The organism is Cystobacter fuscus, from assembly GCF_002305875.1.
Classification (GTDB): domain Bacteria; phylum Myxococcota; class Myxococcia; order Myxococcales; family Myxococcaceae; genus Cystobacter; species Cystobacter fuscus_A.
Genome location: NZ_CP022098.1, coordinates 10,165,308 through 10,189,118, shown reverse-complemented (window position 1 = coordinate 10,189,118; position 23,811 = coordinate 10,165,308). Strand labels below are relative to the sequence as shown.

General features: G+C 67.7%; 19 protein-coding genes. 6 read left to right on the top strand and 13 right to left on the bottom strand.

Going from position 1 to position 23,811, the window contains the following annotated elements; translation table 11 throughout:
• The 4 genes from CYFUS_RS41195 to CYFUS_RS41180 all read left to right on the top strand — a co-directional run bounded on the left by CYFUS_RS41195 (position 1) and on the right by CYFUS_RS41180 (position 6,230).
• Positions 1-2,286, top strand: a complete 2,286-nt coding sequence (locus CYFUS_RS41195; RefSeq protein WP_095990185.1) for a glutamine amidotransferase — start codon at positions 1-3, stop codon at positions 2,284-2,286.
• A gap of 6 nt (positions 2,287-2,292) precedes the next feature.
• On the top strand, positions 2,293-3,987 hold the full coding sequence (locus tag CYFUS_RS41190; RefSeq protein WP_095990184.1) for an acyclic terpene utilization AtuA family protein: 1,695 nt from the start codon (positions 2,293-2,295) through the stop codon (positions 3,985-3,987).
• Positions 3,988-4,041: 54 nt separating this feature from the next.
• Positions 4,042-4,788, top strand: a complete 747-nt coding sequence (locus tag CYFUS_RS41185; protein ID WP_095990183.1) for a DUF1338 domain-containing protein — start codon at positions 4,042-4,044, stop codon at positions 4,786-4,788.
• Positions 4,789-4,928: 140 nt separating this feature from the next.
• Positions 4,929-6,230 (top strand): hypothetical protein, encoded by a 1,302-nt coding sequence (locus CYFUS_RS41180; RefSeq protein WP_095990182.1) that lies wholly within the window; start codon positions 4,929-4,931, stop codon positions 6,228-6,230.
• Here CYFUS_RS41180 and CYFUS_RS41175 read toward each other — a convergent pair.
• The 11 genes from CYFUS_RS41175 to CYFUS_RS41125 form a co-directional block, all read right to left on the bottom strand.
• Positions 6,227-6,763 (bottom strand): GNAT family N-acetyltransferase, encoded by a 537-nt coding sequence (locus CYFUS_RS41175; protein WP_095990181.1) that lies wholly within the window; start codon positions 6,761-6,763, stop codon positions 6,227-6,229. The two genes, CYFUS_RS41180 and CYFUS_RS41175, sit on opposite strands and share 4 nt — an antisense overlap.
• Positions 6,764-6,827: 64 nt before the next feature.
• Positions 6,828-7,820, bottom strand: coding sequence for a protocatechuate 3,4-dioxygenase (locus CYFUS_RS41170; protein ID WP_095990180.1), 993 nt, complete (start codon positions 7,818-7,820; stop codon positions 6,828-6,830).
• A 212-nt stretch (positions 7,821-8,032) separates the two neighbouring features.
• Positions 8,033-8,443, bottom strand: a complete 411-nt coding sequence (locus CYFUS_RS41165; protein ID WP_095990179.1) for a hypothetical protein — start codon at positions 8,441-8,443, stop codon at positions 8,033-8,035.
• Positions 8,444-8,521: 78 nt separating this feature from the next.
• Positions 8,522-9,253, bottom strand: a complete 732-nt coding sequence (locus tag CYFUS_RS41160) for an Imm52 family immunity protein (protein ID WP_095990178.1) — start codon at positions 9,251-9,253, stop codon at positions 8,522-8,524.
• Positions 9,254-9,265: 12 nt separating this feature from the next.
• Positions 9,266-10,966, bottom strand: a complete 1,701-nt coding sequence (locus tag CYFUS_RS41155) for a Tox-REase-5 domain-containing protein (protein ID WP_095990177.1) — start codon at positions 10,964-10,966, stop codon at positions 9,266-9,268.
• Complete coding sequence (locus tag CYFUS_RS41150; RefSeq protein WP_157758954.1) at positions 10,963-11,340, bottom strand: hypothetical protein; 378 nt, start codon at positions 11,338-11,340, stop codon at positions 10,963-10,965. The genes CYFUS_RS41155 and CYFUS_RS41150 overlap by 4 nt, the downstream gene beginning before the upstream one ends.
• A gap of 141 nt (positions 11,341-11,481) precedes the next feature.
• The gene (locus CYFUS_RS41145; RefSeq protein WP_157758953.1) at positions 11,482-12,222 is read right to left on the bottom strand and encodes an ankyrin repeat domain-containing protein; all 741 of its coding nucleotides are present in this window, start codon (positions 12,220-12,222) and stop codon (positions 11,482-11,484) included.
• Positions 12,223-12,314: 92 nt separating this feature from the next.
• Positions 12,315-15,467, bottom strand: a complete 3,153-nt coding sequence (locus tag CYFUS_RS41140; RefSeq protein ID WP_157758952.1) for a type VI secretion system Vgr family protein — start codon at positions 15,465-15,467, stop codon at positions 12,315-12,317.
• Between the two features lie 4 nt (positions 15,468-15,471).
• Positions 15,472-16,359: a DUF4123 domain-containing protein gene (locus CYFUS_RS41135; protein WP_095990174.1), complete on the bottom strand. Its 888-nt coding sequence runs from the start codon at positions 16,357-16,359 to the stop codon at positions 15,472-15,474.
• A gap of 11 nt (positions 16,360-16,370) precedes the next feature.
• Positions 16,371-16,763, bottom strand: coding sequence for a PAAR domain-containing protein (locus tag CYFUS_RS41130; protein WP_095990173.1), 393 nt, complete (start codon positions 16,761-16,763; stop codon positions 16,371-16,373).
• A gap of 12 nt (positions 16,764-16,775) precedes the next feature.
• On the bottom strand, positions 16,776-18,929 hold the full coding sequence (locus CYFUS_RS41125; RefSeq protein WP_095990172.1) for a type VI secretion system Vgr family protein: 2,154 nt from the start codon (positions 18,927-18,929) through the stop codon (positions 16,776-16,778).
• 246 nt (positions 18,930-19,175) lie between these two features.
• Here CYFUS_RS41125 and CYFUS_RS41120 point away from each other — a divergent pair, with 246 nt between their 5' ends.
• Together CYFUS_RS41120 and CYFUS_RS41115 are read left to right on the top strand one after the other, a co-directional pair.
• A complete protein-coding gene (locus CYFUS_RS41120; RefSeq protein WP_198316317.1) occupies positions 19,176-19,664 on the top strand; it encodes a 3D domain-containing protein in 489 nt (162 codons plus the stop codon).
• 16 nt (positions 19,665-19,680) lie between these two features.
• Positions 19,681-20,184 (top strand): hypothetical protein, encoded by a 504-nt coding sequence (locus CYFUS_RS41115; RefSeq protein WP_157758951.1) that lies wholly within the window; start codon positions 19,681-19,683, stop codon positions 20,182-20,184.
• A 15-nt stretch (positions 20,185-20,199) separates the two neighbouring features.
• On the opposite strand, the gene CYFUS_RS41110 is transcribed toward CYFUS_RS41115, so the two are convergent.
• Together CYFUS_RS41110 and htpG are read right to left on the bottom strand one after the other, a co-directional pair.
• Positions 20,200-21,789 (bottom strand): HsdM family class I SAM-dependent methyltransferase, encoded by a 1,590-nt coding sequence (locus tag CYFUS_RS41110; RefSeq protein WP_095990170.1) that lies wholly within the window; start codon positions 21,787-21,789, stop codon positions 20,200-20,202.
• Positions 21,790-21,822: 33 nt separating this feature from the next.
• Positions 21,823-23,802, bottom strand: a complete 1,980-nt coding sequence (gene htpG, locus CYFUS_RS41105) for a molecular chaperone HtpG (RefSeq protein WP_095990169.1) — start codon at positions 23,800-23,802, stop codon at positions 21,823-21,825.
• Between the last annotated feature and the right edge of the window lie 9 nt (positions 23,803-23,811).

Below are 23,811 nucleotides of genomic sequence, written 5' to 3'. Positions count from 1 at the left end.
ATGGACACCACTCCCTTCAATGCCTGGAAGCTCGTCAGCCTCTCGCCGCTGCCCATGTGGGTGCTGGTGCTGCTGGGGGTGGGCGTGGCGCTCGGCGTGGGACTGGCGGCGTGGGGCGTGCGGCGCGAGCCCGCGCGGGCGCGGCGCTGGACGTTGTGGGGGCTGCGCCTGGGCGCGGGCCTCGCGGCGCTCTTCTTCCTGCTCGAGCCCGGCATCCGCAACCTCCAGGTGGCGCGGATGAAGAACCGGCTGGCGGTGCTGGTGGACCGCTCGGCCTCCATGAACTTCCCGGTGGAGCCCGGGGGCGTGACGCGCTCGGCCGAGGCGGCCGCCTTCCTGGAGGGCGCCGCGCCGGGACTCGCGGCGCTCCAGGACCGCTACGCGGTGGAGGTGTATGGCTTCGACCCGGAGCTGGCGCCCGTCACCACCGAGACGCTCACGAAGGAGCCGGCGCGCGCGGGCACGTCCGACCTGCTGTCGGCCCTGCGCTCGGTGGGCGCGGGGGCGCAGGGGGCCAAGAAGCTCGGGGGCGTGCTGCTCTTGAGCGATGGCGCGGACAACGTGGAGCTGGCCAGTGGGGCGGTGGGCCGGGCGCGCGCGGCGCTCGCGGACCTGGGCGTGCCGGTGTCCACCTTCGTGGTGGGCCAGGAGGCGCTCAAGGACCTGGCCGTCGAGCGGGTGAAGGTGGATGACTTCGCCTTCGTGCGCAACTCGCTCACCGTGGAGGTGGAGGTGCACGGCCGGGGCTTCTCCGGCCAGGACGTGCCGGTGGTGCTCAAGCAGGAAGGCAAGGTGGTGGCGAGCAAGTCCGTGCGCTTCGAGTCCTCGGACGACGTGAAGCCCATTGGCTTCACCTTCACGCCGGACCAGACGGGCCGCTTCGTCTACACCGTGAGCGTGCCGGTGTACCCGGACGAGGCGGTGGGCGACAACAACACGCGCTCCTTCGTGCTCAAGGTCATCCGCGACCGGGTGCGCGTGCTGCTGGTGGTGGGCAAGCCCTCGTGGGACGAGCGCTTCCTGCGCGGCCTGCTGCGCCAGGACGCCAACGTGGACATGGTGTCCTTCTACATCCTGCGCACCATGTCCGATGACCCGGGCGTGGTGAGCCAGGAGCGCGAGCTGTCGCTCATCCCCTTCCCCATGGAGGAGATCTTCGACACGAAGCTGGACACCTTCGACGTCGTCATCTTCCAGAACTTCGGCTACTCGGACTCGTCGCTGTCCATCGCCCAGTACGAGCGCAACCTCGAGCGCTACGTGCACAACGGCGGCGCGATGGTGATGATTGGCGGGGACAGCGTGCTGGGCGAGGGCCGGGCGAACATGCCCACGCTCTACGAGGCGCTGCCGTTGGAGGGCGCGGGCCCGGCCAACGTCGATTCCTTCAAGGCGCGGCTGACGCCCGAGGGGATGCGCCACCCGGTGACGGCGATGGCCTCGGGAGGCACGAGCACGGAGGCGGCGTGGGCGGAGCTGCCGGCCATTCCGGGCGCCAACCTGACGCGCGCCAAGCCGGGAGCGACGGTGCTCATGGACCATCCCTTCCTCACGTCGGAGGGGAAGAACGCGCCGCTGGTGGCCGTGTGGGACTACGGCCGGGGCCGGGCGATGGTGCTGGCCACGGACGCCAGTTGGTACTGGGCCTTCACCGCACACAAGGAGGGCTCGCCCAGCCGCACCTATGATCGCTTCTGGGGCAACGCGCTGCGTTGGCTGGTGCGCGACCCGGACCTGACGACGCTCAACGTGACGGCGGATCCTCCCTCGGTGGAGCCGGGCCGGCCCGTGGGCGTGGTGGTGGCGTCGCGCACGTCGGACTATCAGCCGGCCCAGGATGCCCAGGTCCGGGTGGAGCTGGTGTCGGTGGACACGCAGAAGCCGGTGGCGGTGCAGACGGGCCAGACGGGGCCGGATGGCGTGGTGCGGCTGGAGTTTCCTCCGCCCGCCCCCGGGCCGTACAAGCTCGTGGCCACGGCGAAGAAGGGCGAGACGGACCTGGGCCGGGGCGAGGACGCGGTGGCGGTGCGCGCGGTGGGCCCGGAGTTGTCGGACGCCTCGGTGCGGCCGGAGCTGATGGAGCAGATCGCGAAGTACACCGGGGGCAAGGCGTACCGGTTGCCCATGAGTGGCCTGCCGGACGATGTGCCGCTGTTGGACCCTCCGGTGGTGGAGGTGGGCCGGGCGAAGGACAAGCCGCTGTGGGATCGCTGGTACTACCTCGTGGCGCTCGTGGGGTTGATGGGGGCCGAGTGGTTCCTGCGCCGCCGCTTCGGCTATGTCTAGGGGGGCATGAGCGCCTCCCCCCTTCGTGTCGGCAATGCCTCGGGTTTCTACGGCGATCGCTTCTCCGCCTTCCGCGAGATGCTCGAGGGGGGACAGCTCGACGTCCTCACGGGCGACTACCTCGCCGAGCTGACGATGCTCATCCTCGGCCGGGATCGGCTGAAGGATGCGAATGGCGGCTTCGCCAAGACCTTCCTCCGCCAGATGGAGCAGTGCCTGGCGCTCGCCGTCGAGAAGCGGGTGAAGATCGTCACGAACGCCGGAGGGTTGAACCCCGCGGGGCTCGCGACCGCGCTCCGGGCGCTCGCCGAGCGGCTGGGACTCCAGGTCCGGGTGGCGCACGTCGAGGGAGATGAACTCCTGGCCCGTGCCGGGGCGCTCGGGCTGGGCACGCCGCTCACGGCGAATGCCTACCTGGGTGCGTGGGGCATCGCCGAGTGCTTGCGCGCGGGGGCCGACATCGTCGTCACCGGACGCGTGACGGATGCCTCGCTCGTCGTGGGACCGGCGGCCGCCCACTTCGGCTGGCGGCGCGATGACTGGGATTGTCTGGCGGGCGCCCAGGCCGCGGGCCATGTGCTCGAGTGCGGTGCCCAGGCCACGGGGGGCAACTACTCCTTCTTCACGGAGATCGACGCGCGCCGCCCCGGGTTCCCCCTCGCGGAACTCCACGCCGACGGCACGTCCATCATCACCAAACACGAGGGCTCGGGAGGCGCGGTGTCCGTGGATACGGTGACCGCGCAACTGCTCTACGAAATCGAGGGCGCCCGGTACGCGGGCCCCGACGTGACGGCGCGCTTCGACACCGTGGAACTCTCCGCCGTGGGGCGCGACCGCGTGCGCATCTCCGGGGTACGCGGCGAGCCGCCTCCGCCCACCCTGAAGGTCTGCCTGAACCACCTCGGTGGCTTTCGCAACGAGATGACCTTCGTGCTCGTGGGGCTCGACATCGAGCAGAAGGCCCGCCTGGTGCGCGAGCAGCTCGAGGCCGCCCTCCCCAAGAAGCCCCGGGAGCTGCACTGGACGCTCGTCCGGACCGATCGGGAGGATGCCTCCACGGAAGAACAGGCGGCCGCGTTCCTGCGCGTCGTGGCGAAGGATCCAGACGAGAAGAAGGTGGGGCGTGTCTTCAGTGGGGCGGCCATCGAACTCGCCCTGGCGAGCTACCCGGGCTTCACCATGACGACACCTCCCACGGACGGCATGCCGTATGGCGTCTACACCCCGGCTTATGTCGACGCGGCGCTCGTCGAGCATGTCGCCGTTGTGCCGGATGGGACTCGGGTGGGCATTCCTTCATCGCAACAGACGCTGGCCCTCGCGGCGGTGGAGGCCCCGTCGCTTCCCGCGCCGCTACCTCCAGGGCCCATGCGCCGGGTGGCGCTCGGCCGGGTCGTCGCCGCGCGGAGTGGAGACAAGGGCGGCACCGCGAACATCGGCCTCTGGGTCCGCACGGATGAAGCCTGGCGATGGCTCGTGCATACGCTCACACCGGAACGGCTTCGTGAGCTGTTGCCCGAGACCCGGGACCTCCCCATCCAAAGACACCTCTTCCCCCGGTTGCGCGGGTTGAACTTCGTCATCGACGGCCTGCTCGGAGAGGGCGTGTCGTCCTCGACGCGCTTCGATCCACAAGGCAAGGCGCTCGGAGAGTGGCTCCGCTCGCGCCATGTCGATGTCCCCGAGGCGCTCCTCTGATTGCACCTCGGGCCGCTTGGGACGTGCCCTCGCTTGCGGCTATGACAGCGGGCCATGAGCCCTGACGCCACCCGCCTGTTGGATCTGTTGTGGGAACGCTACTCCGCCGAGGTTCCCTACGCGCGCACCTTCGCCGAGCTGTCCGGCGGACGCTTCCGCAATGATCACATCGCGCTGCGCTCGCTGGCCCGGTCCGGCGGGGGCATCGCGCTCTTCGTCCACGTCTTCGAGCGCTTCGGCTGGAAGCCGGCGGGGACGTACTCCTTCCCCGAGACACACCTCTCCGCCATCCACATGTCCCATCCGGAGGGGCTGCCCCGCGTCTTCATCTCCGAGCTCCACGCCGAGAAGCTCTCCGCGGAGGCCCAGCGTCTGCTGGCCGCGCTGCCCGTGGATCCTCCGGCCCCCACGTCCATCGAGGCGCTCGCCAACTGGTTCTCCGCGCCTCCTCCGCCCGAGGAGTCGGCGTTGCTCACGCTGGAGCGGGAGTCCCAATATGGCGCGTGGCTGCTCGCCTTCGGCCGCAAGGTGAACCACTTCACCGGCGCGGTGGATGACGTGGAGGTGTGGCAGCGGCGCATGCTCGAGGCGGGCGTGCCCATGAAGCGAGACATCGAGGGAGCACCGGGGGGAGATCTGCGCCAGACGGCCACCCACGCGGCCCCCGTCACCGTGACGCTCCGGGACGGCCGCACGCGCTCCTGGCCCTATGCCTACTTCGAGATCGCCCAGCGGGTCCCCGGCTTCGATGGCTTCCTGGACTCGCAGGCGCGTGCCCTGTTCGACATGACGAAGCGCTGAGCGCGGGGCACTTCGTGGAGGTTGGACGCGGTGCGTCCAACGAAACCTGCTCAACAGAGAGGGAGGACAGGTAGCCTTCGGGGGATGGCCGCCGGGGGGAGTCCGGCATGCTCCCGCGCCTCGTGCCACCAGGAGACGTCATGAAGAACGCTCGAATCGCCGCACTGCTCGCTACCGCGGGTCTCTGCTCCGCCCCCGGTGCGCTGGCCCAGACGCCCGGCTCCAGTGAGGCCACGGCGCCGGTCGCCGCCACCCAGCCTCCGCCTCCGCCCCCTCCGCCCTCCACCCCGGAAGAGGAGAACCTCTTCCGCTTCTATGGCACCTTCAACCCGCGCCTGATTGCCGCCACGGGCGCGGTGGAGTCCTACAACCAGCCCAACGCGGTGGCGATCACCGCCGCGGGCAACCCTGTCTTCTCCAACGCTCCGGACAAGGCTCGCTACTCCTTCCAGGTGGCGCAGTCGCGGGTGGGCTTCTGGCTCAACGAGAAGGGGCGCGCGCGCGCGCAGCTCGAGATCGACTTCGTGGACTTCGCCAAGGCCACGCCCACCGTGGCGAGCCTGCCCCGTGTGCGCATCGCGCGGGTGGACTATGCCTTCAATCCCAACCATGTCTTGTCGCTGGGGCAGGACTGGGATCTGCACGCGCCCCTCAACCCGCACGGCATCAACCTGGTGGGCGCGCTCTTCCAGGGGGGAAACACCGCCTTCATGCGCCAGCAGGTGAAGTATCTCTATTCGACACCGTCGCTCGAGCTGGGCGCGGCGTTGGGGTTTCCCACGCCGAACAACGCGGCCAAGGACGCGGCCTTCGAGCTGGCCTTCACGCCGACCCTGGCGGTGCGCGGCGCCTACAAGTTCGGCAAGAGCCGGGTGGGGGCCTCGGCCATCGCCACGCGGGTGCCCTTCAACCTGGGCCAGGCGGATGAGCGTTTTGGCGCCGCCGTCTCCGTCTCGCTCTTCTCCGAGCTGTCGCCCACCGCGAACACCAACGTGCGGGTGGAGCTCAATGCCGGGCAGAACTCCGCCAACCTGGGCCTGCTGACGCTGGCGCAGGGGCGCCTCGCGGAGGACATGCGGGAAGTGGGCGGCTTCATCTCCGTGCGCCAGCTCATCGCGGGCCCCCACGCCATCTACGGGATGGCGGGCTACCAGCGGGTGTTGGACCCGGAGAAGGTGGTGCCCTCCTACGGTTACTCGGGGCCCACCACGGGCGAGCCTCCGGCCTTCGGCACCGCCACGCTCTCGGGCACCGGGCCGGGTCTGCAACACAACGGCTCGGTGCGTCTGGGTTACGAGTTCAGGCCCCTGCGCCAACTGGCCTTCGTGCTGGAAGGCTTCCTCTTCCGCTCGCGCTTCCGGTTGCAGGACGTGGATGTGCCCCGCATCGGGGCGGCACGCACCGCGCTGGGCATCGAGACGGGTGCGGTGCTGACCTTCTAGGCGGGAGGCCGGGGGGCGCGCCGCAGGATGAACTCATGGTCCCGGACGCGCCCGACCGGGAACTTGTACTCGCCGACCCGGACGAAGCCATGGCGTGCGTAGAAGCGCTGCGCGCCGTGGTTCTCCGACCAGACGCCGATCCACAGGGTCCGCGGGCCGTCGCGCTCGAGCCACTCGATCGCCGTGCGGAACAGTCGCTCCCCGTGGCCGGCATTCTGGACGCGCTTGAGCAGGTAGAGCCGCTTGAGTTCCCCGTCCTCCTCGCGCACCTCGGGATGGGGGAGGGAGCAGGGCCCCGCCAGCGCGATGCCGACCGGCTCCCCGTCCGCTTCCACGAACCAGGTGCCATGGGCCTCGCTCGCGAGCACCCGGCGGTGGACCTCCACCGTATGGTGCTCGGTGAGGAAGGCGAGCAGATCCTCGGGCGGGTAGAGGTGCCCGAAGGTCTCGGTGAACGTGGCCGCCGAGAGCTTCGCCGAGGCTTCGGCGTCATCGGGTCCGGCGCGGCGGATGAGGAGGGAGGACGGGCTCAAGGGCTGTTCCGTGGGGCGAGGGTCCGGAATGGAGGATATCGCCCCTCGGAACGCGGAAGGTGCTTCAGGGGAACGTTCCGCCATCCCAGCCGGGAGGCGGGCCCATGCCGCCACCATCCCGACCACCCGGGGGAGGACCCATGCCGCCATCGCCGGGCGGGCGGGGTCCGCCGCCACCACCGCCGCCGCCCGGGACCGAGCACGAGGCATTGGAGAGCGAGGAGCGGATGACGATCGTCTTCCAGGCGAGCATGGCGCCGTCCGCCATGCGCCTGGTCTGGAAGGAGTACTCGGGAGCGCTCTCGGCCGAGACGACGTTGTCGGTGGAGTTGGTCGTGTCGCGCGGGCCGCGCGTGTTGTAGAGCGGCTGGGAGTTGATGATCTCGTCGTCCAGGGTGTCGTCGAAGACGAACTGGGACGTCACGTACTCCTGGTTGTCGAGGCGCACGGTGAAGTGGATGTGGACGGTGCGGCTGCTGTACCAGCCCGGGAAGCAGGTGTTGAAGTTGACGCGGCCGTTCGCGTCCGTCGTCTGCACGCCGCGGTACCACCGCGCGGAGCGCGCCCGCGTGTCACCCGTGGTGCAGAAGTCGCTGGCGTCCTCTCCCGAGTACAGGCCATCCGGACCGCAGTGCCAGATGTCGAGGGTCGCGCCCGGGATGGGCTTGCACGTCTCGTCCACGATGAGGAAGGCCAGGCGCACGGGCAGTCCGTCCTCGCCCTCGGTGATGTCCTCGCGCTCCACGGTGGTGGCGTAGCAGGGCCCCAGTGTGGCCTCGCACGTCAGCGCGCACGCGGTGCCCAGTCCCGCGGCGAACGGATCGGGGTAGCTGCTCAGGGCGGTCATCGCCTTGGTGCCGCCGGTGGCCCAGGCGCCGGGATCGACGACGCTGTCCATGGGGTCGGGCGTGCCAGTACCCGAGCCATCGGTGCCTTCACCACAGGCCGCGAGGAACTGGCCGAGAGGGACGGCCGCCGCGGCGAGTCCCATGCCGTAGAGCAGCTTGCGGCGCGTCAGCATGGGCGTGGGGTTGTGGGTCTTGGTCTCGCTACTCATGGTCGATGCCTCCGAGGCACGGGGCCCATCCCGTGCGGTGCCGCGTGTCGTCGCGGCCGTCAGGCATCTCTCCCATCCACATCTTAAGGAAGTGTTACGGGAGGGGTTCAGACTGACCGTCTTCCTCTCCAAGCTGGAGTCCAATCGGCCCGCGTCCACGCGTATGGCGCCGCCGGGCTCACCGACTCGCTGGATGGGGAACCGAGCCCTGCCTACGTGGTGAACGCTCTGTAGAACAGCGTCAGCTCATGCTCCTGGCCCTCCTCGAGTCGCTTGAACACCTTGCCAATGGGATTGCAGTAGGTGTTGGCGCCGAGCTGGATGACGAGGGGGAAACCCGCCGCACGCGCCATGGGCGTCCTGGCCGCCAGGCGCCACTGGCCCTTGGCATGCCGGACGAAGACCTCGCCCACATAGCAGCCGAAGCTGAACAGCGTCTCGGCGACCTCCTGGGTGCTGATGCCGTCCTGTCGCAGTCCTTCGATGACCTCGTCCAGCTTCGCCAGGCTCTCCACGGAGTAGTCCAGGGAGACACCGTCGATGTTCTGGGCCGCGGAGACGCAGAGCTGGGCGTGGTCCGGCGCGGCCTCGGGGATGGCGGGGTACTTCAGTCGCAGTTGCATCGTCCGGGTGCTCCTGTGGCTCGGCGCGGGGGGGTATATACCTCGCGCCTCGGGGCATTTCGAGCGGGGTGTTCCAGCTCAGGTGAGCAGCCCTCTCGCCACCAGGGAGTCCTTGAGCCGCCGGGCCAACTCGACATGGGCGGGGTTGTCGGCCGAGGGCGGCTCTCGCATGAGGGAGATGAGCACGCCCTCGTCCAGCGTCTCCGACTCCACGCCGGGGGGCAGGGTCAGTCTCGCCGCTGGATTGGCCAGATAGGTCAGCCAGCCCACCGACCAGTCTTCGCTCTCGGGCTCGACCTTTTCCGCGAACTCCTGGGCGGCCACGAGCCCCCGCTGGGGTTTCCAACTCTTCACCGTCACGCCCATCAGTTGCTTCACCAGCTTGGGATCGAGCATCTCCGAGGTGCGGGCGACGTGCTGGTTGATCACCACGGAGTTGCTCAACCAGGGGGAACTGACGCCCGCGGTGATCCGGAGCTGGATCCTTCCTTCCTCCAGAGGCTTGTCATTGGAGTAGACCATCAGGAAGCCGCTCTCGCATTCGGACTCGGGGGAGAGGCCGCCGTCTGGCCGGAGGTGGGTATAGAGCGAGTCCTTGTCCCGGCCCAGACGGTGGATGGCATCTTCCAGGTGGCTCAAGCTCGGCCCCAGCTCGACCCGGGATTTCGCCGTGCCTCCCCAGGCCACCAGTTCGTGGAACATCGGGTGCAGCTTCTGCAGTTCGAGCAGGTAGTGCCGGGTGGTGGCAATATAGTGACGCAGCGTCAGCCGCCGGTTCATCCAATAAGTACCCAGAAATTGACTTGCCATGCGCCAACGCCCTTACGGTTTGGGGGTGTGAATGACTTTGATACCCTTGAGATTGTTTTCCTTGAAGATCGAGCGCACCAGATCGGCACTGCCCTTGTCGGAGACGTGCCACTCGATGGGCACTCCCTTGGCGGCCTGGACTTGCTTCCTGGCATCCGAGAGGACGGCTTGAGTAGAGAAGTCCTTGTCCGGGATGGGCCACTTCTTCCAATCCTTGGCATCGATCAGCTTTCCGTCCTTGTAGCCGTCGAAGAGGACCTTGCCGCTCTTGGTATTGGCGGGGACGGCGTATTCGGTGCCCCGGTCGATTCCGGTGACCTGCTCCTGATATGCGACGCCCTTGCCCCGCTTGGGCGATTTGGCCCACTGGCCCGGTCCTCCATCGCTGTCTCCGTGCTTGGGGGAGCGCAGCTTCTTCTGGTGGGGATGTTCGGGGAGCTTGTCGGGGGGCGGGGTGGCTTTCTGGTTCCGGACGTTGGGGGTCGAGTGGCCCGCCGTGCTCGTGAGCCCGCTCTGCAGGGCGAGGTTCTTGCCGGGGAGCACTTCCTCCACCTGCTCACGGATCCACTTGTTCACCTGCTGCTTCATCGTGTCCAGACGGCCGTGGGCCTTCTGGACCGTGGTCTTGATCTCCTGGAGGCTCTTCTTGATGTCGTTGAGCTGCTTCTCTTCCAGGACCCACTTCGCGAGCTGCTGGTTGGTGTACGCCTCCGCCTTTTGGATGAGCTCCTGGATGGTATCGAGGCACGCCTTGATCTTGCTGGTGGCCGTGGCCATCCAGCCGTCGAGCTTGGAGGGAAACTCCTTGAGCCAGTGGTGCGCGTTGCCCTTGCCGAAGTAATTGAGGACCTCGACCAGCATTCCCCACAGCTTCTGGAGCTGTTGGGGAGCGAGGTCCTCCGCCTTCTTTCCCGCCTCCATGAGGAAGACGATGAGGGCCTTGAGCACGCCCTTGATGACGGACCCGAGCTCGGGGATACAGCCCAGCGCGATGATGAAGACGTTGAGCCATAGCCACAGCTCGTAGTCGAGCCCGAGCACGTCCTCATGCGCCTCCTGGCGCTCCGAGTCCTCCATGTAGTATTCGATGATGTCCTTCAACCCCGCGATGATGTCTCTCAGGTCGAGCGCCTGATCCACGACGGGGATGAGCCCGAGCACGGTGTTGACCGCGATCTGGCTCAGGGAGGGATCTTTGTTGAAGTCGCCCTGCAGGGTGCCCCAGATCCAATCGAGGATCTCGTCGAAGATGCCGCGAACGGGCTCCGCCTGGGGCTGGGCGGAGGGTTTCTTGAGGGGCGTGTAGGTGGCGGGGTCCTTGTGGAAGTAGAATTGGAACGACGTGACGTGGGATTGCACATCGGTGATGTGAGCCTGCCCGTTGGTGTCGAGCGTCCCCTGGTGCAGGTGTTTTCCTGTATGGGAGAGGACGACGTACTGGGCGCCGGCAACGGGGGTGCTGTCCGCGTGCCGGTACTGCAGATCGATGTGCCGGAGCGGGCAGGATTGGACCGCTGACTTGACCGAGTTCGTCGAGGTGTTCGCCTCCTCGACTTTCCCCCCAGCGGCGGCGTAATCCTTCAGCCATTGCTCTCGCTGGGGGACGTTCGTGCTCGAAAGCGGGTCCAGGGCCTGCCCCCCCGTTGTCGCCATGAGCTTCTCGTTGGCGATTCGAGCCGCCCGGGCATTGATGGGAAGTTTGGCCCGTTTCACGCGCGGGTGACTCCCTCACCTCCAACTCCAAACACGAGGTGATCGTGGATCAGGTCCATCTTGGCGGTGCCGGAGAGATCCTCGCGCCGCAGGATTTCCGTGGCCCAGGGCAACTGCGGGTCATTGGAGAAGCGGGGAGAGAGGACCAGCATGCACTCGATGTAGAGCCGGACGTCGTCCCCCTGGGTGATGCCGAACGCCGTCGCATCCGCGACTCCTCGGTGAACCAGCGCTTCCAGGGCGGGGCCCTGCAGCCCGTGCGCCTCTATTTCCGAGGGAAAGTCCTCGCGCAGCTGGTGCACCGTCCGGTTGATGAAGGATTGCTCCACCGTGGTGGCTAATGCCTGTAATTGCTCTTTCGCGATTCGGAACATGATGGGGGGGTCCCGTCTGACGCTGGGAAGCAGCTTCTCCATGGAGCGAAGGGAGGGGCGGTGTTTCACTCCGGAGTTCAGGGCCGAGGCGGTCCGGCTGGTAGGTGAGGGCAGCAAGAACCTGCCCAATGAGTGGATGGCTCAGGGGCGCGGCGCCTTCCCGGGCACGTTGGGCGGCGGCCACTTCCTGGCTTCCCGCAGGGCGTGGCCCTCGTCGGGCGTGGGCGCGGGGCTGGGAAAGCCAATCGCGCGAAGTCGCTCCAGCACCAGCTCCCGCTCCTTGTTCATGGGGCTGCGGCGGTCCCACGCGGGGACGGTCGCCGCTTCCTCGGCCGAATACCCCAGCGTCGTCCCGAACGAGTCCATCACCCAGGGAGAGGCGCCGCGGTCGAGGAACTCGTTCACGAGGTCGAAGCGCCGCAGGTCCGCCGCGGACAGCGCCACGGAGCCGCCGACGTTCGAGCGCATGTTCACGTTGGCGCCGTGCTCCAGGTAGAAGTCGAGGGTCGCCCGGTTCCGGGTGTTCATCGCCACCTCGAGCAGGAGATCCCCACCGCCGTAGTTGTTGAGGTCCGCCCCGGCGGCGTGGAGACGCTTCAGCCAGTACAGGTCATCCAGGAGCGTGGCGGAGTACAGGGCCTGTCCGGCGATCTTCCCCTTTGGGTCACCCAGGGCGCCCAGCTCGAGCAGCGTGTCGAGTGACTCCTTCTGACGCGCGGCGATGGCGATGGTCAGCCAGTGGGTTGCGTCGCGGCCGACGGTCAGCGGATCGACCTCGCCGGATTCGAGCAGCCGGCGGATCGTCGCGACGTCCCCATCGGCGACGGCCCGGGCCATCTGCTTGTCCGCGGGCTTCTCGAAATAGCTATCTGGGCCAGACACTGTTGCTCCTCCCTGTCTCGAACACCCACCAAACAACGAGAGCATGGCGGCCCAAGCCAGCCACGGCCATCGGCGCATCATCGGTTACCCCTCTACCGCTTTCCAAGCTGGGCCTCGCACCCGTTGGCGACGTACGTGTTCTGGAGAGTCTCCCGGTGCTCATCGAGGCTCTTCTTCACCTGGTCCATGCCATGCAGATCCACCCGGTACAGGACGGGGTCATACCAGGCGGGCTTGAAGTCCTTGCTCGGGAGGATGTTCACGCGCCGGCCGGTGGCCTGGGGCAACGTGCCGTGGACGAGCATCGCGGCCACCATTCCGCCAATGGGGCCGCCCAGCTTCGTGCCCGCGACGACGGCCCCTCCCTGGATCACCGCCCGGTTGTCCTGGACCCAGTTGAGGACCTCGCCCTCCACGACGTAGGCGTTGATGTTGGCCGCCGCGTTCGACATGTTCATGCCGGACACGGTGTTCGGATGGACGCCCGCCGGGTTGAAGGTCGTCGTCTTGGCGCCGGTCACGAGGCCCGCCGCGGCCGCCATGCCTCCCCCCTTCGAGTGGCCGATGATCTCCAGGTTGCCGGGTCCCACGGCGCGGTTGAGCAGCTGGGCCAGCTTCTTGCCCTTCTCGTAGTGCTCGCTCTCCATGCCGGCGCCCTGGAGGAGGTTCTCCTTCCAGTCCTTGAAGCCTTCCTTGTTCTCCGTGCCGCGGAACGACAGGTAGGTCTTCCCGTTCTGGTCCTGGTAGATGGCGGCGCGGTAGCTGGAGCCCTCGGGCGCGGTGAGGTTCTTGAGCTCCTCGTCGGAGAGGCGGCCCTTGAAGAGCGCCCGGAGCTTCTCGGGGTCGTTGCTGGTCCGGGTGAAGCCCTCGGGGAGCGTGCCGGGCTCGCCGGTCTGGTTGTACACGTCCGCCGCGAGGGCGGCGCGGACCTGGGCGTGGTCCATCTCGTCGATCTGCTGCGCGAGCTGCACGCACGTGACGGTGGGCGGGCGGGACTGCAGCAGCGCCATGGGGAGCATGGTGGCTGCCAGGTTCATCGGCTTGATGGGCGCGAGCTCCGTCGCGCCCTGCGCCACCGGCAGACCACTGGGTGCACGGACCTTTCCATCATCCGCCAGGGCCGGCACGGTGGGTACGGCCTCCACCGCGTCCTTGGGCGCGGTGGGCGACACCCCGCTGCCGGACAGGGCCGCGCCGCCGCTGTTGATCAGCACCATCGAGCCCTTGATGGCGATGCCGCTCGCGTCGATGGTGATGAAACCTCCCGGCCCCTGGATGGTGATGCCGCTGGCCGCCTCGACGACGATCTTGTTGGACTTGAGGTGGATCTCCTTGCCCGTCTCCTCCGCGTGGATCTGGCCCACCGAGGTGTGCAGGTCCTTGCCGACCGCCAGCGACTGGATGCCGTCCACCTTCTCGAGCACGCTCTGCTTGACGTGCAGGTGGCTGTTCTTGTGCACCAGCTCCATGCGGTTGGACTTGATGACGATGTCCACGTCTCCCGCACCGTCGATGCTGCCCACGTGTCGCTTCAGGTTGCCGCCCACGTGCTCCTGGCTGTGGCGGTGAACGGTGAGGCTCTTGTCCCGGTACACCAGCTCGTTCCGGTCGCCGACCTTGCCGTCCTTGCCCACGGCGCCGATCGTCTGGTGGCGGTCGTGCAGGATGTTCTCGAACGAGTCGTTCTTCACGTGCACGTCCATGTTGCGCTCGGCGTGCATGAAGAACTGCTCCTTCTTCTTCTCGTCCTCGAAGCGCAGCTCGTTGTAGCCGTTTCCGCCCTGCGAGGAGTTGGACTTGATGGTGCTCTTCGTCTTCTCCGCCGGCAGCTCGTAGGGCACCAGGTTGGCGCCGTTGTACGTGCGGCCGGTGATGATGGGCCGGTCCGGGTCACCCTCGATGAAGTCGACGATGACTTCCTGGCCGATGCGCGGGATGAACATCCTTCCCCACAGCTCTCCGCCCCAGGGTTGGCTCACGCGCACCCAGCAGGAGCTGTTCTCGTCCAGCTTGCCCTGCCGATCCCAGTGGAACTGGACCTTCACCCGGCCCCACTCGTCCACGTGGATTTCCTCGCCCGCGGGGCCCACCACCACCGCCGTCTGTCCTCCTCGGACATAAGGTCTGGGTGTCACCCGGGCGGGCCGGTACGGCACCTTCTCCGGGATGCAGGTGAAGGCGTTGGAGTAGCTGAAGTCCTCCTGTGCGGCCTCCTCATCCATGGCCTGGGGCTGGCTGCCCTCATGGCTCACGTGGGTGAGCAGCCAGCGGCCGTTGTAGTCCTCGCGCGAATGCTCCTGGAGCGAGAACATTCGCCCCGGACACAGGCGCTCGCAATCACTCTCACCCTGGGCCTGCATCCGGGAGGCCTGCCACGCCTCGAGCCGTAACCGGGCGATCGTGGCTCCCTTGGCGGATGAGCCGCGCCCGGAGTCCTGGTACTCGCCCGGATAGTCATAGACCTCCAGGTCCGCATCCACTTCCGCCTTGTGGTCGGCCTCCATGGGCAGGCCAGGCTTCTTGAAGTTGAAGTCCCGCAGGCTCGTGCGTCCCGGACGCACCTCCTGCACGCGGCGGAAGCGCGCCACGTGGTCCTCCATCACCACGCCGCCCGTGGCGCGGCGGAAGGGCAGCGCCTCCACCCCGTCGATGGGCTTGAGCGCCGACTCCTTGTCGCCGAGCACCAGGATGTGTTTGTCCTCATGGTGCTCGAAGAAATAGAAGATGCCGTCCTCTTCCATGAGGCGGCTGGCGAAGGCCCAGTCGGACTCGCGGTACTGCACGCAGTAGTCGCGCGGCTCGTAGCTGTTCACCAGCGAGAAGCGCACCCGGTCCGCGGGCACTCCGGCCGTCTCGAAGACCTTCTTGAGGATGGCGGGGGTGTCCAGCTTCTGGAAGATGCGGCAGTCGTGCCGGTGGTGGAGCCGCCACACCATGGGGACCACCGTGGCCCGGTAGAGGGCGTAGTGCGGCTGCTCGTTCACCTGCTCGAAGCGGCCGATGATGCCACTCAGATGGCGGAAGCCCGCCTCCCCGCGGATCGCCAGCAGCGCCGTCTTTCCCACCACCTGCGCGAGGTCGACGTCGTGGTCCTCGCAGGCCAGCTCCACCTGGAACTCGAAGAGGCTCGACAGCCCCTCCGAGCCCGAGAAGCGGAGCACCCGCATGGGTGTGTCGAAGTCCCCGATGTCGAACAGGAAGACAGGTGCTGCTCCCACCTCGTGTACGTGTGCGCGAGCAACCATGGTGTCAGCCCATTGTTCCGATCCGGCCCGGCGGACGCTTGTCGTCCTGGGAAGGTATTTCGATGACCTCCCCATCCGTGCCGCTGAAGATGAAGCCCTCGATGTCCCCGAAGAACTCTTTCCTCGACGCTGGTGGGCACGTGGGGAGGAAGGTGCCCAGCACTCGAGGATCGTAGTAACGGAAGTAGAGCCTGCTCTCGACGCCCTCCGCCTCCACCATGAGGAACTTGCGGAAGTGGCGCCGCAGCTGGATCACGGGCTGGGCACAGAGGAGGTAGACGCCCCAGTGGGCACCCCAGCCCTCCTGGACCAGCGCCTCCAGCAGCCACGAGTCCTTCCGGGGCAGGCTCACCAGGTAGGGAGCCACCTCCGCCAGCGCCGTCCCCTGCGGCCCTTCATAGAGCGAGTGGCACTCCTCTACCGACTCGTGCAACAGCTCGAGGATGCGCTGGTCGCGTGCCGCGTCGACGACGGCATACAGCGGGGCCCTCTGGGCGCGCAGCACCTCCAGGGCCCGGGCCTTGTAGTTCACCAGCCAGGAGGGCTCCGGCTGCTCGGGCTCACGCGGTGGGGTGGTCCGCTCGAAGTACACCGAGAAGTCCGTCTGCCCCGCGCGCAGCCAGGTGCCGTTGAAGACCTCGCCCTGCTCCACCTGCTCGCCGTCCAGCAGCATCCCCGTGGGGCCCGTCATGCCGTGCATCCAGCCCCTCTTGCCGCTCCAGGAGATTTCGAACTGCTCCTCCGCCAGTTGGGCGTCGTGCGGCACCGCCAGCCCCGTGGAGGGGGCGCGCCCTACCCGGAGCACCTGGCCGGGCTCGATGATGGCCTTGTGATGGGCCATGGGTCCCCAGCGCACCTGGAGGATGGCATGGCGCTTGGTTTGCGTGCTCATCGGCCGCCCTCTCAGGTTTCCTGGGCCTGCTGCCGTTTGCGCTTCTCGCACTCCTCGCAGAAGGGCACGCCATCCCGTGCGGCGATCGAAATGGTCTGCCCCTGCGCGGACGAGCCGATGACCACCGTGGGACAACCCGCGACGATGACGCCCCCGTGGGAGGTCGGGTCTCCCAGGCGGGCCGCAGGCTTGCCGCCGATGATGACGGTGGCCTCGCCCTGGGAGATGGAGTCCGACACACCCGGGCCCGTGCACAGCAGGGAGTCCCCCACCCGTGCCGCCGGTTGATAGCCGATGAGGACCGTGCCCTCACCCGAGGTCGTGGGGCCGCCCACGTGTGGCACGGGGCCCGGCTCCACCTTGGGGCACACGTGCACGTCCGAGATTCGTGCTGCTGGAGGCATCGGGTTCTCCTCTCAGGGACTGCTTCCGTCATCCGCAGGGGTAGGGACGGTGGGCGTGGCCTCCACCGCGTCCGTGGGGTCGATGGGCGACACCCCGCTGCCGGACAGGGCCGAGCCGCCGGTGTTGATCTGCACCAGGGTGCCCTTGATGGCGATGCCGCTCGCGTCGATGGTGATGAAGCCTCCCGGCCCCTTGATGGTGATGCCGCTGGCCGCCTCGACGACGATCTTGTCGGACTTGAGGTGGATCTCCTTGCCCGCCTCCAGCGCGTGCAGCCCGCCCACCTTCACGTGCAGGTCCTTGTCCACCTGCAGCGATTGCACGCCGTCTACCTTCTCGTTCAGGTTCTCCTTCACGTGCAGGTGGCTGTTCTTGTGCACCAGCTCCATGCGGTTGGACTTGATGACGATGTCCACGTCTCCCGCACCGTCGATGCCGCCCACCAGCAGCTTCAGGTCCCCACCCACGTGCTCCTGGCTGTGGCGGTGAACGGTGAGGCTCTTGTCCCGGTACACCAGCTCGTTCCGGTCGCCGACCTTGCCGTCCTTGCCCACGGCGCCGATCGTCTGGTGGCGGTCGTGCAGGATGTTCTCGAACGAGTCGTTCTTCACGTGCACGTCCATGTTGCGCTCGGCGTGCATGAAGAACTGCTCCTTCTTCTTCTCGTCCTCGAAGCGCAGCTCGTTGTAGCCGTTTCCGCCCTGCGAGGAGTTGGACTTGATGGTGCTCTTCGTCTTGTGCGCCGGCAGCTCGTAGGGCACCAGGTTGGCGCCGTTGTACACGCGGCCGATGATGAGCGGCCGGTCCGGGTCACCCTCGATGAAGTCGACGATGACCTCCTGGCCGATGCGCGGGATGAACATGGCGCCCCAGCCCTCGCCCGCCCAGAGCTGGCTCACGCGCACCCAGCAGGAGCTGTTCTCGTCCAGCTTGCCCTGCCGATCCCAGTGGAACTGGACCTTCACCCGGCCCCACTCGTCCACGTGGATTTCCTCGCCCGCGGGGCCCACCACCACCGCCGTCTGGACTCCCCGGACATGCGGCTTCGGCGTCACCGGCGCGGGCCGGTACGGCACCTTCTCCGGGATGCAGGTGAAGTAGTTGGAGTAGCTGAACTCGCCCTGCCGAGACTCTTCCTCCATCACCTGCGGCTGGCTGCCCGTGTGGCTCACGTGGGTGAGCAGCCAGCGGCCGTTGTAGTCCTCGCGCGAATGCTCCTGGAGGGTGAAGAGCCGCCCAGGCGCCAGGCGCTCGCAATCACTCTCACCCTGGGCCTGCATCCGGGAGGCCTGCCACGCCTCGAGCCGCAACCGGGCGATCGTGGTGCCCTTGGCGGATGCGCCGCGCCCGGGGTCCTGGTACTCGCCCGGATAGTCATAGACCTCCAGGTCCGCATCCACCTCGGCTTCGTGCTGGGCCTCCATGGGCAGGCCGGGTTTCTTGAAGTTGAAGTCCCGCAGGCTCGTGCGTCCCGGACGTACCTCCTGCATGCGGCGGAAGTGCGCCACGTGGTCTTCCTGCACCACGCCGCCCGTGGCGCGGCGGAAGGGCAGCGCCTCCACCCCGTCGATGGGCTTGAGCGCCGACTCCTTGTCGCCGAACACCAGGATGTGTTTGTCCTCGTGGTGCTCGAAGAAATAGAAGATGCCGTCCTCTTCCATGAGGCGGCTGGCGAAGGCCCAGTCGGACTCGCGGTACTGCACGCAGTAGTCGCGTGGCTCGTAGCTGTTCACCAGCGAGAAGCGCACCGCGTCCGCGGGCACTCCGGCCGTCTCGAAGACCTTCTTGAGGATGGCGGGAGTGTCCAGCTTCTGGAAGATGCGGCAGTCGTGCCGGTGGTGGAGCCGCCACACCATGGGGACCACCGTGACCCGGTAGAGGGCGTAGCGCGGCTGTTCGTTCACCTGCTCGAAGCGGCTGACGATGCCGTGCACGTACCGGGGTACCAGCTCGCCATTGAGCGACAGCACCCCCGGTTTGCCCACCACCTGCGAGAAGTCGAGATCCTGGTTCTCGCAGGCCACCTCCAGCTGGAACTCGAAGAGGCTCGACAGCCCCTCCGAGCCCGAGAAGCGGAGCACCTTGAGCTGCTCTCCCAGACCCGTCACTTCGAACAGGAATAGAGGAGTCTCTCCCAACAGGTGCACGAGTGCCCGAGCGACCATGGTGCAACTCCATTCCGTATGAAACGAACCGGCTCAACCCCACCCGAACCGATGTCGAGCCGTAGGGGCTCGAGGCCCCAACCCACAAGACTGTCGGTGTGCTCTAGCCGACATGCGCCAGACAGGGCAAGTACGTGTCACGATTCCACAATACGAGAAACCAGCGTGGCGGAATTGTCCGCGTGCCTCGAATTTTCCTGTGGTAGGCTCCAGGGCCGTCCCTTGTCGACACGAGGAGCCACGCACATGGCAGCCGGTGATTGGATGGAGGGGTTCGTCATCACCCACTACATCATTGTCATGGAAACGGATCCGGTGTTCGCCCATGACAAGAAGGTCAAGGCCAACGGGCTCGAGGGCGAGTACCGCGAGGGTTTCCTGTTCAAGGCGAAGACAGGGGTGACCTTCCAGGGAACGGGGCAGACCGAGTCGGGTGAGTTCATCACCATCAACTGGAGCAAGGGCGGGCCCAAGGGGCGGGACACCTGGTTCACCAAGGGCATTGGCGGCACGTGGAAGAACCCGGTGAAGTGGGAGTCGGTCGCCGTGGACCGCAGCGTCATTCCGCTCGGCAGTCGGCTGGAGATTGAAAGCTATCCGGGCAGGAAGTTCGTGGCGTGGGACACGGGAGGCGGCATCAACGGCAAGCACATCGACGTCTTCCTGGGCCCCACGAGTCTGAGCGAGGGCAATGCGTACGGCAGGAAGAAGTCCCGGGTCCGCATCCTCAAGTAGTCACAGGGGGCCCATCATGACGACTGCCGCGACCCGTTGCGCTGGAGTGCTCCTGCTGGTGTCGCTGGCGGGGCCCGCCTGCCGCTCCGTCCGCTCCGGGAAGCCCGAGGCTCCCGTTCCGCTCGGGGATCCCCACCATCACGTGGTCGATGTGAGCCGCTCGTGGGCGATGGAGAATCCCAACGAGGGCTTCTCGCTGGTGGAGGTGCCCGCGCTTCCCTCGGGGACCGAGCTGGATGAGCGTGCTCTCAGCCCGGATGGGCGCTTCCAGGCCTTCGCCACGTGTGAGCCGGGGTGCCGGGTGCTCGTGCAGCCCGTGGGCCGGGAATCGCTCCTGGAACTGAGGGGACCGGCCTTCTCGGAGCTGAGGCCCTTCTCGGGCCTGGTGTGGCTCACCGCGGACATCCTCGTCTTCGACCAGTGGACCCAGCCCCACTATGGCATCCACTACGCGGTGGACGTGAGGAACCGCAGGCTGCTCCAGGCCGCGCCCTTCCCGGACCGGATCGAGGAGCATTGAACTCGACGTGGATTTTCAGTCCCCAACCCCGAGGGGAACCGGCACCACGCGCGAGGCACCATGAACGGGCGCCCAGCATTTCTGCACCTCGGGTCCGTTGAGGAAGCGCACGAGTGCCTGGAAGGCGGCCAGTGGCCCTCCGCATCGCTCCGCCCAGGCCAGTCCCCGAGGTGAGAGATTGGGCACGAGGGGGCCCAGCTCTTCTGTGGAGCGAGCGACACGGGTGAGCCCGAGTCCCTCGTCCCGGAGCCGCTGGGGGACGAACAAGGGCGCGAAGCGGGCGTGCCGATGGTCATGCACGCAGCCCTCTTTCTCCAGGAGCGCGGCGGACAGGGGCAGCTCGCGGACGTTGAAGAGCAATTTCACCTCTCCCCGGTGCGGATCCCACGGCCCCCGCAGCCGGTGGTCGCCGCGAGGAATCAGCCGCCGATCGAGGTAGCAGAAGGCGCGCGCCTCCGCGGGGACGTGGCCTCGGTGCCGAGCACCCGCGTAGCGGAAGAAGGGCCGCACGCACGCGGCCTCCACCGCGAAGGCGGGCCCGTCCTTCAGGGCGCGCAGCTTGGGTAGCAGGGGCTCGGGGATGTTCCACGCCCGGGCGAATGTCGCGAGTTCCTCCAGGGGCGTGCGCGCGAAGTCCTCGAGCCGCGCGAGCAGCCTGCTCGGGTCCTCATCCACCAGCAATTCATCGAAGCGCGTCTTCACGCCGGGCAGGCTCACCGGCACGAGCGTGGTGAGCGGCTCGCCCTCGGCGCGCCAGCGCGCATCCAGCTCGGCGGCTTCGGTGGGCGTGGGCTGCAGGCGCCACTCGGGCGCCTCGGGCACGAAGGACTCCGCGCGTGCCGGACCCATGGCGGTGAACGGTGTGTAGAGGGCCGGGCCGCGCGGCTCGGGAGGCGAGGTCCACACGGTGATGCAGGTGCGCACCTGGGTGCCCGCGAAGGCGCCCGGGCCCAGTTTCACCACCTCGCGCAGGGTCAGCGTGCGCAGCAGCGTGGCGCGCAGGGGTGCGTAGAGGAAGGCGTCGAGGAGGCTCGTGGGGGTGATGAAGGCCAGCACCCCGGGACGCGAGGCGAGCCGGTGCGCGGCGAGCAGCAGGAAGAAGGCGAAGTCGTCGCGCAGGCTCGTGCCCGGTGGCAGCGAGAGGGGCAGCAGGGCCCTCAGGCGCTCATACGCGGCCCGGTCCTTCAGCAGCGCCGATTTGCCGTTGTAGGGCGGATTGCCGAGCCACAGTTCGCGGTGGGTGGAAGGCACGCGGGCCAGCAGTGGCTCGAGCCCTCCGCGCAGGGCGTCTCCCTGTTGGATGTCCGCGAGGGGAAGGCGTGCCTGACAGGCGCGGGCCACATCGGGAGACAGCTCCAGGCCAGCCAGATGGGCCTCGGGTCGGGCCCGTGCCGCGGCCGAGAGGAACGCTCCCGCGCCACAGGCCGGGTCCACCACCGCGAGCGGCCCGTCCCCCACGTGCTCGAGCGCGAGGGCCAGGGTGCGCTCCACCAGCGGTGCCGGCGTGTAGAAGGCGCCCAGCGCGCGCCGGTCGATTCCGGGGAACTGGTGGACGAGCGCCTCCTCGTCGATGACGGGAGGCGGCGCGGAGGGGGCACGAGGCATCTCGGTGTGCCCCCTTTTACTACGGGTGGAGGCTCAGGCGCTCGCGGTGGGCGCGGCCTGGGTGCTCGTGGTGGGCGCCGCCGCGTGGTTGCCCTCGGGCGGGGCGGAAGGGGTGCCGCCCTGTGCCAACTGGGTCATCAGCGCCGTCATGCGCCGGGCGAAGCGGTTGGGATCCTCCACGCTGCTGCCCTCGGTGAGCAGCGCCTGATCGTAGAGCATCTCCACCCACTCCTTGAGCTGCTCCGAGCCGGGCTCCTTCTGCTGCAGGGCGCTCAGGTGCTGGATGATGGGGTGCTGGGGGTTGACCTCCAGGATGCGCTTGGCGCGCGGAATGCTCCGGCCGCGCTCGCGCAGGAGCCGCTCCACGAACGCGTGCGAGCCACCCTCGGGCACCACCAGGCAGCAGGGCGAGTCGGTGAGGCGATCCGACGCGCGCACCTCGCGCACCTGCTCCTTGAGCACTTCCTTCATCTTCTCGGCGAGCGGCCCCAGGCCCTTGGCGCGCTCCTCCTTCTCGCGCTTCTCCTCGTCCGTCTCCTTGAGCTTGAGGTCCGCGTGCATCGCCGACACCAGCGGCTTGCCCTGGAAGTCCTTGAGGCCCTGGCTGGCCCACTCGTCCACCGGGTCCGTCATGTACAGCACCTCGTAGCCGCGCTTCTTGAGCGCCTCGAGGTGCGGCGAGTCCACCACGGCCTTCCGCGTCTCGCCGAAGACGTAATAGATGGCCTCCTGGCCCTCCTTCATCCGCGACACGTAGTCGGCCAGCGAGGTGAGGCCCTCCTCGCGCGAGCTCTCGTAGCGCAAGAGCGAGCCGATCTTCTCGCGGTACTCCTGGTCCACCGCGAGCCCTTCCTTGATCACGGCGCCAAAGGCCTGCCAGAACGTGCGGTAGTCCTCGGGCTTGTCCTTGGCGAGCTTCTCCAGCATGTCCAGCGTCTTCTTGGTGACGTGCTTGCGGATGCCCTGCACCACGGCCGAGTCCTGGAGCAGCTCGCGCGACACGTTGAGCGGCAGGTCATCCGAGTCCACCACGCCGCGCACGAAGCGCAGCCACTGCGGCAGCATCTCCTCGCAGCGGTCCATGATGAGCACGCGCTTGACGAACAGCCGCACCCCGCGCTGCTCCTGGCTGTTCAGGTCGAACGGCGGGTGCTTGGGCACGAAGAGCAGGCCGGTGAAGACCTGGTTGCCCTCGGTGCGGAAGTGCGTCCACGCGAGCGGCGCCTCCCAGTCGTGCGACAGGTGCTTGTAGAACTCCTGGTACTGCTCGTCGGTGATCTCGCTCTTGGCGCGCTGCCACAGGGCGCTCGCCTTGTTGATCACCTCGCGCTTCGTCTCGGTCTTCTGGGCGTCACCCTCCCCGGTGGTCTTCTTCACCTCCAGGTGGATGGGGTGGCTCACGTAGTCCGAGTACTGCTTGATGAGCTCGCGCAGCCGCCACTCGCCCAGGAACTCCTTCTGCTCCTCCTTGAGGTGCAGGGTGATGGCGGTGCCGCGCGTCGAGCGCTCGGCGGGCTCCACGGTGAAGGAGCCCTTGGCATCCGACGTCCAGCGCCAGGCCTGGGTCTGCCCCGCGGCGCGGCTGACCACCTCGACGCGGTCGGCCACGAGGTAGGCGCTGTAGAAGCCCACGCCGAACTGGCCGATGAGGTTGACGTCCTTCTGGCCGCGCTGGGCCACCATGTCCAGGAACTCGCGCGAGCCGGAGTGGGCGATGGTGCCCAGGTTCTTCACCAGCTCGTCATGCGTCATGCCGATGCCGGTGTCCTCCAGCGTCAGCGTGCCCTTGTCCGCGTCCGGAATGATGTGGATCTCCAGCGCGGACTCTCCTCCGAGCAGCTCCGGCTCGGTGACCGAGCGGAAGCGCAGCTTGTCGAGCGCGTCCGAGGCGTTCGACACGAGCTCGCGCAGGAAGATCTCCTTGTGGCTGTAGAGAGAATTGATGACCAGGTTGAGGAGCTGGTTGATCTCCGCCTGGAAGTGGTGGGTCTCCCGCTGGGAGTCGACGGACATGGGGTTCCT